The sequence below is a fragment of the Promicromonospora sp. NPDC057138 genome, from assembly GCF_042670845.1.
Classification (GTDB): Bacteria; Actinomycetota; Actinomycetes; order Actinomycetales; family Cellulomonadaceae; genus Promicromonospora.
This window is the reverse complement of sequence record NZ_JBHUUX010000104.1, coordinates 1-11,317: the sequence shown is the minus strand read 5'-3', so window position 1 is coordinate 11,317 and position 11,317 is coordinate 1. Positions and strand designations below refer to the sequence as shown.

Annotated in this window: 11 protein-coding genes; 3 read left to right on the top strand and 8 right to left on the bottom strand. The window is 72.4% G+C overall.

Translation table 11 applies throughout. From position 1 onward, the window contains the following. Positions 1-148: 148 nt before the first annotated feature. Complete coding sequence (locus ACFT2C_RS28075) at positions 149-1,426, top strand: DUF4032 domain-containing protein (protein ID WP_377210393.1); 1,278 nt, start codon at positions 149-151, stop codon at positions 1,424-1,426. On the opposite strand, the gene rlmB is transcribed toward ACFT2C_RS28075, so the two are convergent. The 4 genes from rlmB to ACFT2C_RS28055 form a co-directional block, all read right to left on the bottom strand. Then, positions 1,423-2,409: a 23S rRNA (guanosine(2251)-2'-O)-methyltransferase RlmB gene (gene rlmB / locus ACFT2C_RS28070; RefSeq protein ID WP_377210392.1), complete on the bottom strand. Its 987-nt coding sequence runs from the start codon at positions 2,407-2,409 to the stop codon at positions 1,423-1,425. The genes ACFT2C_RS28075 and rlmB overlap by 4 nt on opposite strands. A gap of 95 nt (positions 2,410-2,504) precedes the next feature. Beyond that, on the bottom strand, positions 2,505-3,932 hold the full coding sequence (gene cysS / locus ACFT2C_RS28065) for a cysteine--tRNA ligase (RefSeq protein WP_377210391.1): 1,428 nt from the start codon (positions 3,930-3,932) through the stop codon (positions 2,505-2,507). A gap of 80 nt (positions 3,933-4,012) precedes the next feature. Then, positions 4,013-5,266 carry a low temperature requirement protein A gene (locus tag ACFT2C_RS28060; protein WP_377210390.1) on the bottom strand — a complete coding sequence of 418 codons (1,254 nt, stop codon included), beginning with the start codon at positions 5,264-5,266 and terminating at the stop codon, positions 4,013-4,015. A gap of 34 nt (positions 5,267-5,300) precedes the next feature. Beyond that, positions 5,301-6,527, bottom strand: coding sequence for an amino acid deaminase/aldolase (locus ACFT2C_RS28055; protein WP_377210389.1), 1,227 nt, complete (start codon positions 6,525-6,527; stop codon positions 5,301-5,303). A 76-nt stretch (positions 6,528-6,603) separates the two neighbouring features. Here ACFT2C_RS28055 and ACFT2C_RS28050 point away from each other — a divergent pair, with 76 nt between their 5' ends. Further along, on the top strand, positions 6,604-7,938 hold the full coding sequence (locus ACFT2C_RS28050; RefSeq protein ID WP_377210388.1) for a D-arabinono-1,4-lactone oxidase: 1,335 nt from the start codon (positions 6,604-6,606) through the stop codon (positions 7,936-7,938). A gap of 4 nt (positions 7,939-7,942) precedes the next feature. On the opposite strand, the gene ACFT2C_RS28045 is transcribed toward ACFT2C_RS28050, so the two are convergent. From ACFT2C_RS28045 to ACFT2C_RS28030, 4 genes are all read right to left on the bottom strand, one after another. Continuing rightward, a complete protein-coding gene (locus tag ACFT2C_RS28045; protein WP_377210387.1) occupies positions 7,943-8,563 on the bottom strand; it encodes a TetR/AcrR family transcriptional regulator in 621 nt (206 codons plus the stop codon). Next, the gene (gene ispF / locus ACFT2C_RS28040; RefSeq protein ID WP_377210386.1) at positions 8,560-9,105 is read right to left on the bottom strand and encodes a 2-C-methyl-D-erythritol 2,4-cyclodiphosphate synthase; all 546 of its coding nucleotides are present in this window, start codon (positions 9,103-9,105) and stop codon (positions 8,560-8,562) included. The genes ACFT2C_RS28045 and ispF overlap by 4 nt, the downstream gene beginning before the upstream one ends. After that, positions 9,102-9,818, bottom strand: a complete 717-nt coding sequence (gene ispD, locus ACFT2C_RS28035; RefSeq protein WP_377210385.1) for a 2-C-methyl-D-erythritol 4-phosphate cytidylyltransferase — start codon at positions 9,816-9,818, stop codon at positions 9,102-9,104. The genes ispF and ispD overlap by 4 nt, the downstream gene beginning before the upstream one ends. Positions 9,819-9,924: 106 nt before the next feature. Next, entirely contained in the window at positions 9,925-10,407 is a 483-nt protein-coding gene (locus ACFT2C_RS28030; RefSeq protein ID WP_020017968.1) for a CarD family transcriptional regulator, read from the bottom strand. A 304-nt stretch (positions 10,408-10,711) separates the two neighbouring features. On the opposite strand from ACFT2C_RS28030, the gene ACFT2C_RS28025 reads away from it, so the two are divergent. Next, entirely contained in the window at positions 10,712-11,254 is a 543-nt protein-coding gene (locus ACFT2C_RS28025; RefSeq protein ID WP_377210384.1) for a hypothetical protein, read from the top strand. Positions 11,255-11,317: the final 63 nt, after the last annotated feature.

Sequence of the window (11,317 nt, the reverse complement as noted above, 5' to 3'; positions counted from 1 at the left end):
GGTCGAGCTTGTCGAGGCCCAGGTCTCGACAAGCTCGACCAGCGACGGCAACACACCCCGCAGGCCTGTTATCACTCCGCCCAGCGCGGAGCCCCTGGCCTGCCTGGCCTGCCCGGCCAGGTGGCCGGCTCAGCTCAGATTGGTGCCCATGCCCCAGCAGACTCTCCAGATCACCGCGGTCGCACCCGACCCCGCGCTGCTGGACCTCCCGTGGGACGTGCCGCTGGTCGACTGGCCGGAAGACGTCCTGGCCGCCCTGCCCCAGGGCATCTCGCGGCACGTGGTCCGCTTCGTCAACCACGGGGGCCGCGTCATCGCGATCAAGGAGATCGGCGAGACCGTCGCCTACCGCGAGTACGAGCTGCTGCGCCAGCTCCACCGCATCGAGGTGCCCTCGGTCGTCCCGGTGGGCGTCATCACGGGCCGCAGCGCGCCCGACGGCGAGCGGCTCGAGGCCGTGCTCATCACCGAGCACCTGCAGTTCTCCCTGCCCTACCGCGCCCTGTTCAGCCAGGACCTGCGCCCGGACACGGCGACCCGCCTCATCGACGCCCTCGCGGTGCTCCTGGTCCGGCTGCACCTCGTGGGCTTCTACTGGGGCGACGTCTCGCTCTCGAACACCCTGTTCCGGCGCGACGCCGAGACCTTCGCGGCCTACCTGGTCGACGCCGAGACCGGCGACATGCACCGCACCCTGACCAACGGCCAGCGCAACTACGACGTCGACCTCGCCCGCACCAACATCATCGGCGAGCTGATGGACCTCACCGCGGGCGAGCTGCTCGACGAGGACGTCGACGAGGTGGCCATCGGCGACGCCCTCGTGGAGCGCTACCAGGAGCTGTGGGACGCCCTCACCGTCTCGGAGGCGTTCGCCTCCGACGACCGCTGGCGCGTCGCCGCCCGCATCGAGCGGCTCAACGACCTCGGCTTCGACGTCGGCGAGCTCGAGATCACCACGGACATCGACGGCACCAAGGTGCGCATCCAGCCCAAGGTGGTCGACGCCGGGCACCACTCCCGCCGTCTGCTCCGCCTCACGGGGCTGGACGTCCAGGAGAACCAGGCCCGCCGCATGCTCAACGACCTCGACAGCTACCGCGCCGCGACGGACCGGCAGAACGACCAGGAGCAGATAGTGGCGCACGCCTGGGTCCGCCAGGTCTTCCGCCCGACCATCGACGCCGTGCCGCGCGAGCTGCGCCGCAAGCTGGAGCCGGCGCAGCTCTTCCACGAGATCCTCGACCACCGCTGGTTCATCTCGCAGCAGGCGCAGCGGGACATCCCGCTGCCCGAGGCCGCGGAGTCGTACGTGGAGAACGTGCTGCGGGACCGCCCCGACGAGGACGCCGTGCTCGGCCTCCCGCCGGGCGACGAGGACATGGTGCTCGGCCTCGAGCCGGACGAGGCCGAGCCGGGGGCCTAGCTCGCCGCCGCGCGCTGCTTGGCCACCTCGTACAGCGTGATACCGGCCGCCACGGCCGCGTTCAGCGACTCCGTGGTCGTCGCCATCGGGATCGACACGATCGCGTCGCAGGTGTCGCGCACCAGGCGGGACAGGCCCTTGCCCTCGGAGCCCACGACCAGCACCAGCGGGTCGGTCGCGTACGCGAGCTCGCCCGCGGGCATGTCGCCGCCGGCGTCGAGGCCCACCACGAAGCAGCCGGTCTTCTTCAGCTCGGCGAGCTCGCGCGCCAGGTTGGTCGCCCGCGCCACCGGGACACGCGCGGCGGCGCCCGCCGACACCTTCCAGGCCGACGCCGTCACCCCCGCGGCGCGCCGCTCCGGCACCAGCACGCCGTGCGCGCCGAAGGCCCCGGCGGACCGGAGCACCGCGCCCAGGTTGCGGGGGTCGGTGACGCTGTCGAGCGCCACGATCAGCGGCGGCTGGCCGGCCTCGGCCGCGGCGTCGAGCAGGTCGTCGGCGTCCTTGTAGTCGTACGGCGGCACCTTCATCGCGACGCCCTGGTGCACCGCGCCGTCGGTGAGCCGGTCCAGGTCGAGGCGCGACGCCTCGAACATCGGGTGGCTGCGCGCGTGCGCGATCTCCAGGATCTCGCGGGTGCGGTCGTCCGACTCCAGGTGCGTGGCCAGGTAGATGCCCTCGACGGGCATCTCGGCGCGCAGCGCCTCCACCACCGCATTGCGGCCGGCGACGACCTCCACCGCCCCGGCGCCCTTGCGGCCGGCCCCGCGCCCGCCCGGGGCGCCGGGACGACGTCCGGCAGCCACCCGCTTCTCGGCGGCGACCTTGCGCTGGTGCGCCGGGTGGTAGGTCCGGTCCTCCGCCTTGGGCGTGGGGCCCTTGCCCTGCAGCGCCTTGCGGCTGTGGCCGCCGGTCCCTACCTGGGCTCCCTTCTTGGAGCCGGCCTTGCGCACCGCACCGGCGCGCTTCGAGTTGCCTGCCATCGTGTGTCTCGTCTCTCAGCCGGTGGTCGAGCTTGTCGCGACCACCGCGGGTTCGGTCGAGGTGGCAGCGACGAGCGCGGCCACCAGGGAAAAGGTCAGGAGAGCGCCCAGCGGGCGCCGTCGGCGGAGTCCTGGACCTCGATGCCCGCGGCCGCGAGGCGGTCCCGGATGGCGTCAGAGGTGGCCCAGTCCTTCGTGGCACGCGCCGCGGCGCGGGCCTTGAGCTCGGCCCTGACGAGCTCGTCGAGCGCTGCGGCGTACCGGTCGTCCGTGGACGTCGCCCACTGCGGGTCGGCGGGGTCGAGGCCCAGCACGTCCAGCATCGCACGCAGCGTCACCAGCTCGTCACGCACCGCGGCGTCGGTCCCCGAGGTGAGAGCGGTGTTGCCGGCCCGCAGGTGCTCGTGCACGACGGCGAGCGCCTGCGGCACGTTCAGGTCGTCGTCCATGGCCGCCGCGAAGGCCTCGGGGACCTCCGCCTTGGCGACCTCCTCGGCCGGGACGCCGCCCACCCGCTCGGAGGCGCGCGTGACGAAGCCCGACAGGCGGTCCCAGGTGGTGCGCGCCTCGTCGAGGGTGTCGGGCGACCACTCCAGCATCGACCGGTACTGCACGGCGGCCAGCGCGTAGCGCACCACGGGTGCGGGCGCCTGGTTCAGCAGCTCGCTGACCAGGAGGCCGTTGCCCAGGGACTTCGACATCTTCACGCCCGACTGCGTGACCCACGCCACGTGCATCCAGCGCTGCGCGAACCCGTAGCCCGCGGCCCGCGACTGCGCCTGCTCGTTCTCGTGGTGCGGGAACCGCAGGTCGAGGCCGCCGCCGTGGATGTCGAAGGTATCGCCCAGGTAGCGCTGGGCCATGGCCGAGCACTCCAGGTGCCAGCCGGGGCGCCCGCGCCCGTACGGGGTGGCCCACGACGCCGACGCGGGATCGCTCGGCTTCGGGGCCTTCCACAGCGCGAAGTCGTGCGGGTTCTTCTTGGCCTCGCTCGGCGAGCCCGCCGCGGCCTCCGTGCCCTCCTCGGGGCTCAGGTCCTCGACCCGCTGCCGCGTGAGCTCCCCGTAGGCGGGCCAGGAGTGGACGTCGAACCAGACGTTGCCCTCGCCCGTGCTGTAGGCGTGGCCCTTCTCGACCAGGCGCTCCATGAGCGCCACCATCTCGGGCACGCTGCCGGTGGCGCGCGGCTCGTAGGTGGGCGGGATGACGCCGAGCGCGTCGTACGCCTGGGTGAAGACGCGCTCGTACAGCGCGGCGTGCGCCCACCACTCGCGGCCTGCAGCGGCCGACTTGGTCAGCACCTTGTCGTCGATGTCCGTGACGTTCCGGATCATGGTGACCTTCAGGCCCCGCCGGGTCAGCCAGCGGCGCAGCACGTCGAACGCGACGGCGGGGCGCAGGTGGCCGACGTGCGGGGGTGCCTGCACCGTGGCGCCACACAGGTAGATGCCGACCTCGCCCGGGGTGATGGGGGTGAAGTCGCGCACCTCGCGCGTGGCGGTGTCAAACAGGCGAATGGTCACCTGTCAAGGGTACCGGCGTCCGCACACCCCTTTCCTGCCCGACGGCGCCCGTTGCACGGGGCCGACGCCGCCCGCCGGGATCAGGAAGTCCCCTCGGCGAGCAGGCGCGCCACGTGCTCGTGCCCGCGCACCTCGTAGCCGACGATCGTCACGACCGGCGCGAGCATGACCAGGAGCAGCGACCACGCCATGTGGAAACCGGCCGCGGCGGTGGCGACGGCCGCGACGAGGGCCACGACGGTGCCGATGACCAGGAACATGTGCAGCGTGTCGAACGACCTGGTCAGGACCCAGAACTGGACGTAGTCGGCGAGCACGAAGACGAGCACCGGCACGGCGACGGCGAGGACCGTGCCCACCGCCCCGATGTGGGACTCACCCTCCAGGTAGTACGCCGCCACGTGCAGCCCGGCGCCCACGCCGGCGAGCCCCGCGAAGACCAGGATGTTCCCGTAGCCCCAGGCCCACGACCGCTCTCGGTGCCGGTGCAGCATCTCGGCGTCGGGCGTGAGGTAGTACGTCCACCAGAGCCCGAACGTGAGGCCGGTGCCGGCGAGCGCCACGAGGGCGGCGTCGAGCGTCCAGCCCGAGTCGTGGGTGACGGCGGACAGCGACGCGACCGTACCGATCACGCCCTCGCCGAGGGTAATGATGGCCAGCAGCCCGTACCGCTCGGCCATGTGGTGGGCGTGCCACGGAGTGCTCCGCCAGCCGGACTCGTGCGTGCGGAGCCGCTCGGCGACGTAGGGTCCGGCCATCTCCGCGGCACTGAGCACCACCCAGCCCACGAGGAAGACCGGCACGCTCACGGCCGCGATCGCGAGGGCCACCCACCCGGCCTGGGTGATCACGAGGTTCCACACGTACCCCATGGCTGTCGCCCGGTACTCGGGTGCCTGCCGGGCCGCGCGCAGCCACTGCACGAGCATGGCCAGGCGCATCACGATGTACCCGGCGACGACCACCTCGTTGTGCACCCGGTCGCCCTCCACCAGCGACTCGAACAGCTCCGGCAGGCCGAGCGCGAGCACCACGACCCCGACCATCTGGACCATCGTGGTGACGCGGTAGAACCAGTCGTCGGTGTCGAACGCGGAGGCGAACCACGAGAAGTTGATCCACGCCCAGCAGATGGCGAACATCGAGAGCGCGAACCCGATCACGCCGGCGGCGACGTGTCCGTCGGCGACCAGGTGGGCGCCCTGCTCCCCGGCCACGCCGAACCCGACGACGAACGCCAGGTCGAACAGCAGCTCCAGCGGGGTCGCGGTGCGCGCGGGCTCGTGGGGATCGCGGCCCGTCATGGGCTGGTTGCGGTGGTGCGTACGGGGCATGGCCCTTGTTCTACCCGATGCCCCGCCTCGCGGACTACCCGAAGTTCTTGGACTCGCCCCGGTACGTCGGCACCGTCTCCACGATCTCCGCGCCGCGCACCAGGTGCACCTGGTCGAAGCGCTCCATCATCTCGCCCGCCTTCGCGTGCCGGAGCCAGACGCGGTCGCCGGTGCGCAGCCCGCCGTCGGGCACGGCCCCGCGTGCCGCGCGCAGCGGCGTCTGGACCTCCCCCACGCCCTCCGGGCCGCTCAGCGTGTAGCCGGGCGTGAACAGGCGCGGGACCCGCGCGGCGCCCGCCTTGCCCGACGCCACGTAGCCGCCGGCGAACGCCGTCACCCAGCCGGGTGCGGGCTCGCGCACGATGTCGAGCCCGAAGAACGCCGCGGGGCGCGCCTCGAACGAGCGGTAGCCGTCGAACAGGCCGGGCGCGTACAGGCCGGAGCCGGAGGTCACCTCGGTGACGCCGGGCGCGGCGCCGCTCACCTCGATCGACCCGGTCCCGCCCGCGTTCACGAGCTCCACCTCCTGCCCGACGGCGTCGCGCACCGCCGCGAGGATCCGCACCCGCCGCTCGTTCACCTCCCGCATCGAGAGGCGCTTGACCAGCCGGACGGCGGGGCTCGTGTCCGGCAGGCCGGCCACCTGGGCCTCGTAGAACATGAGGCCGCGCACCGCGAGGCCCTTCGCCTGGGCCACGGTCGCGAGGGCCGCGATGTCGCCGGGCTCGCGCAGGGGCGATCGGCGTACCCCGAGGTGGGCGGTCAGCCGGCCGGCGCCGAGCCGCAGCGAGCAGTCGACGTCCAGGCAGACCTTGATCGGGCCGGCAACACTGCCGTCGCTGGCGCCGTCCGCCCCGCCAACCAGCTGCTCGGCCGCCGCTATCAGGCCGAGGTGGGCGACGTCGTCGACCATCAGGGTGATCTCGGCGCGGGCCGTGGCGTCGGCGGCCAGGGCGGCCAGCGCCTCCCCATCGACCGTCGGATACCCGACCAGCACGTCGCGCATACCCTCGCTGACCAGCCACAACGCCTCGCGCAGCGAGTACGCCATCACGCCGGAGAACCCGTGGCCCAGCGCGCGCTCGACGAGGGAGCGCACGCGCACGGACTTCGACGCGACGCGGACGGGGACGCCGTCGGACCGCTTGAGGAGGTCGAGCGCGTTGGTGTCGAACACGTCCAGGTCGACGACCGCGACGGGGGCGGGCAGGCCGGACGTGGCGGCGCTCAGCCGCGCGGCGGTGGCTGCTGCGGAGCTCATGTGCGAACGCTACCCCCAGGCCCCGGCCAGCGGCAGAGGTCTAGTTCACGGCGCGATCGCGTGGGATAGTGCTCCCGTGATCTGGACGAACTGGGCGCGCAACGTCAGTGTGACGCCCGTGCGGCAGGAGCAGCCGGCTTCGGAGGACGAGCTGTCCGACGCCGTGCGGCGCGCCGTGAAGGAGGGCCACCCGGTCCGCGTGGTCGGCGGCGGGCACTCGTTCATGCCGGCGGCCGCCACCGACGGCGTGCAGCTCAGCCTCGATCGCCTGAACGCGCTGCACCGCGTCGAGCGCGACCCCGACACGGGCCACGCCCTGGTCACCGTGGGTGCGGGCATGCGGCTGCACCAGCTCAACCGGGTCCTGGCCGAGCGCGGGCTCGCCATGCAGAACCTTGGCGACATCGACCAGCAGTCGATTGCCGGCGCCATCTCCACGGGCACGCACGGCACGGGCGCCCGCTTCGGCGGCCTCGCCACCCGGGTGCGGGCCCTGACCGTCATGGGGCCCGACGGCGACGTCACGCGCGCCACGCCCACCGAGCGGCACGACCTGTTCGAGGCCTCGCGTCTCGGGCTCGGCGCCACCGGCGTGCTGAGCACCGTGACCATCGAGGCGGTCCCCGCCTTCGACCTGCACGCCGTCGAGGAGCCCTGGCCGCTGGACCGCGTCCTCGAGAACGTGCACGACCTCGTCGCCGACACCGACCACTTCGAGTTCTACTGGTTCCCGGCCACGCGCCGGGCGCTCACCCTGCGCAACACGCGGGTGGAGGCCGGGACGAGCGCGGGCTCGGGCTTCGGGCACCGCCTGCGCAAGGCTGCTGGGGCCGCCCGCTCCTTCCTCGACGAGGAGGTGCTGTCGAACGGGCTGTTCGAGGCCGTCAACCGGGTCGCGACGGCCGTGCCCGCGGCGACGCCTACGCTCAACGCCGTGTCGGCACGCGCCCTGAGCGCCCGCCGGTACACGGCGCCGTCGCACGAGGTCTACTGCACCCACCGCCGCGTGCGGTTCCGTGAGATGGAGTTTGCGGTGCCGCGCGACGCCGTCGTCGACGTGCTGGGCGAGCTCGACGGCTGGCAGCGGTCCACGGGCGAGAACATCCCGTTCCCCGTGGAGGTGCGCTTCGCGCCCGCCGACGACGTCTGGCTGTCCACCGCGTACGGCCGCGAGACCGCGTACGTGGCGGTCCACCAGTACTGGCGCCTGCCGTACGCCCGGTACTTCGACGCCGCCGAGCAGATCTTCACCGCCGTGGGCGGGCGCCCACACTGGGGCAAGATGCACAGCCGCGACGCGGAGTACCTGGCCGACCAGTACCGCCGGTTCCCGGACTTCCAGCGGGTGCGGGAGGCCGCCGACCCCGAAGGGGTGTTCGCGAACCCCTATACGCGGCGGGTCTTCGGCTGAACGCCTACGACGGCTGAGCCGGAGCCAGGGACGGCTCCATCTCGCCGAACACGTCGCGGGCGAGGACCGCGAACCCCTCGTGCGCGGCGGCGTCGTCCTGGTCCACCATCCACGCGAGCTCGATGCCGTCGATCCGCAGCGCGGTCATCCGCGCGAGCGCGCCGATCTCGGTGCGGTAGGTGACGCGGGCGACACCCGCCAGCCGCAGCAGGTACTCGCGGGTCATCGCGATGCTCTGCTTGAGGTGGGCCTGCGCGACCTCGCGCAGCACCGGCGTCCGCGCGCCCGATACCGCGAACTCGAAGGTCAGCAGCCGCATGTGCTGGTGCTCCTTCAGCCCGACCAGCAGCGCGTCGACGGTGGCGTCCGCCAGGGCTCTCCGGTCGGGGCCGAAGTCGAGCGCGGAGAGCACTGGCTCCGACGCCCGCAGCGCGATGGCGCGGCCCATGGCCCGCAGCATCGCGTCCTTGTCGTCGAAGCAGTAGTGCACGGTGCCGAGCGAGATCCCGGCCTCCTGCGCCACGCGGCGCACCGTCACGGACTCGACGCCCTCGCGCATCGCTACGCTCAGACCTGCCTCGACGATCTCGGCCCGACGCTCTTCGAGCGACTTGCGCTTGTTCATGCCTCGCCTCCGTCGGGTACCACGAGCGCCGTCGCGATCGCCGCGATACCCTCGCCGCGGCCCGTCAGGCCGAGCGCGTCGGTAGTGGTCGCGGTCAGCGAGACCGGCGCGCCTGCAGCGGCGGAGAGCGCCGCCTGTGCCTCGTCGCGCCGCGTGCCGACCCGCGGATGGTTTCCGATCACCTGGACTGCCACATTACCGATCATGTACCCGGCGGCGCGTACGCGCCGCGCGGCTTCGGCGAGAAGCGTCGTCCCGGACGCCCCGGCCCACTCGGGACGGCCCGTCCCGAAATGCGATCCGAGGTCGCCCAGGCCCGACGCCGAGAACAGCGCGTCCGCCGCCGCGTGCGCCGCGACGTCGGCGTCGGAGTGCCCGGCCAGGCCACGCTCCCCCGGCCAGTGCAGGCCGCCGAGCCAGAGCTCGCGGTCGGCGCTGTCCGGCGCATAGGCGTGCACGTCGACCCCGATCCCGGTGCGGGGCAGGGGGTACCCGCCCGGGGCCGGCCGCGCGGCGTCCGGCGTGCTGGACGAGTCGGTCATGCGTTGGTCTCCTGCAACACGAGGGACGCGAGCCACAGGTCGCGTTCGGTGGTGATCTTGAAGGCTGCCGCGTCACCGGCGACCATGTGCACCGGTTCGCCCAGCGCCTCGACGAGGCCGGCGTCGTCGGTCGCCGCCAGGTGCTCCGCCGCGGCCCGCGCGGCGCCCTCGCGGTGCGCGCGTACGAGCAGGTCGCGGGCGAACCCCTGGGGCGTCTGCACGGCCCGCAGCATCGAGCGGTCGGGGGTGCCCGTGACCAGCTCGGCGTCGCCGTCCGGGCGGACCTGCTTCACCGTATCGGTGACCGGCAGGCCGGGTACGACGGCGCCGTGGCCGCTCCGCACGGCGCGCACGACCCGCTGGACGAGGTCCGGAGGGACGAGCGGGCGCGCCGCGTCGTGCACCAGCACCACGTCATCGCCGGGCCGGGCGAGCGCCAGGCCGGCGGCTACCGACGCCTGCCTGGTGGGCCCGCCGTCGGTCACCTCGACGGGGATGTGCACGTGCGGGTCGTCGGCCATCAGGTCGGTCATGACGCCGACCAGGCCGTCAGGCGCGGTCACCACGAGCGCGTCCACGACGCCCGACGCCGCGAGGCGTCGCGCGGCGTGCAGCACGAGTGGAAAGCCGTCCAGCTCCACGAGAGCCTTGGGCAGGTCGCGCCCTAAACGGGATCCCGAACCGGCGGCCGTCAGGATTGCAAGGGTCGTCATCTCGTCGGGGTCCCCCACAGGATCGTGATTGAGCGAAGGATCCCGTGGGGCGCGAGCACCGGGTCCTGACTGGAACGTCAGACGTGCGAGGGATCCTGTGGGTAAGTCAGGAAGCGAGAACCTCGTCGAGGATCGCTTCCGCCTTCTCCTCTTCGGTGTGCTCAGCCAGCGCGAGCTCGGAGACCAGAATCTGCCGAGCCTTGGCGAGCATACGCTTCTCACCTGCGGAAAGACCACGATCGGCGTCTCGGCGGGACAGGTCGCGAACGACCTCGGCCACCTTGATGACATCGCCGGACGCGAGCTTCTCGAGGTTCGCCTTGTACCGCCGCGACCAGTTGGTGGGCTCTTCGGTGTACGGCGCACGCAGGACCTCGAACACGCGGTCGAGGCCCTCTTGGCCGACGACGTCGCGTACACCTACGAGGTCGACGTTCTCCGCCGGAACCTCGATGGTGAGATCACCCTGGGCGACCTTGAGCTTGAGGTACATCTTCTCTTCGCCGCGAATCTTGCGGGTCTTGATCTCTTCGATCAGCGCCGCGCCATGGTGCGGGTAGACAACCGTCTCGCCTACTGTGAACGTCATCTGCAGATGTCCCCTTTCCCTGAAACCAGGTTACCACGGCGTGATCTGGAGAACTTGCGCGCTTGGCGTTCGCCTACAGCAGTTTTGAGCGGTATTTCCGCAGGTCAGAGCGCTGCCGACGGGTGCAGATGAGGTGGTGACCACTCGTTGACCCTCGATCGGATCGTTCCAGAGACGTGACCGTTGCCACGCCGTGACCGGGCATTTCGCCTCCGGTCGCGATGCGCGGGCACACCCCCGGGACCACTAGGATATGTCGGGGATCCGACCCCGCCCGAACCAGACGAACATCAGGGAGTTCACCGTGTCCCGTCGCGCCACCGCCGTCCGAGGCGCCCGCACCATCGCCCTCGCCGCGGTCTCCGCCACGGGGGCCCTCCTCCTGGCGGCCTGCTCGCCGACCACCACCACGCTGAACTACGCCCCGTCGGACGGCGTCGTCGTCTCCGTCCTGGGCGACGAGGACAGGGACCTGCGCGGCATCAACCTCATGGTCGTGTCGGCCGCCGAGGGCGAGCCGGGCAACGTCCTGGGGGCACTCGCCAACGAGACCGCCGACGACGCGTCGTTCACCCTCGAGGCGCCCGGCGCCTCCCCCGTCACGGTGGCGGTACCGGCGGGCGGCACCGTCTACCTGGGCACGGAGACCGGCCAGGCCGTCCAGCTCGACACCGTGGGCGCGGAGCCCGGCGACTACCTCGACGCGGTGCTCACCGTGGGCAGCGACTCCAAGGAGTTCCAGCTCCCCGTGTTCGACGGCACCCTGCCGGAATACGCGGACCACCTGCCGGCCGGCGAGGCCGCGACGTCCCCGAGCGTGTCACCGTCGCCCTCCCCCACGGAGTAGCCACCCCAGGTTCGCCGAAGTAGAGCGCCTGTCCGGCTCTCCCCGTCGTGCGACGGGGAGAGC

Bases quoted from the DNA above. Each gene is read 5' to 3' on its own strand.
- ACFT2C_RS28075 (WP_377210393.1), top strand. From the start codon at position 149: ATGCCCCAGCAGACTCTCCAGATCACCGCGGTCGCACCCGACCCCGCG.
- rlmB (WP_377210392.1), bottom strand. From the start codon at position 2,409: ATGGCAGGCAACTCGAAGCGCGCCGGTGCGGTGCGCAAGGCCGGCTCC.
- ACFT2C_RS28060 (WP_377210390.1), bottom strand. From the start codon at position 5,266: ATGCCCCGTACGCACCACCGCAACCAGCCCATGACGGGCCGCGATCCC.
- ACFT2C_RS28055 (WP_377210389.1), bottom strand. From the start codon at position 6,527: ATGAGCTCCGCAGCAGCCACCGCCGCGCGGCTGAGCGCCGCCACGTCC.
- ACFT2C_RS28045 (WP_377210387.1), bottom strand. From the start codon at position 8,563: ATGAACAAGCGCAAGTCGCTCGAAGAGCGTCGGGCCGAGATCGTCGAG.
- ispF (WP_377210386.1), bottom strand. From the start codon at position 9,105: ATGACCGACTCGTCCAGCACGCCGGACGCCGCGCGGCCGGCCCCGGGC.
- ispD (WP_377210385.1), bottom strand. From the start codon at position 9,818: ATGACGACCCTTGCAATCCTGACGGCCGCCGGTTCGGGATCCCGTTTA.
- ACFT2C_RS28030 (WP_020017968.1), bottom strand. From the start codon at position 10,407: ATGACGTTCACAGTAGGCGAGACGGTTGTCTACCCGCACCATGGCGCG.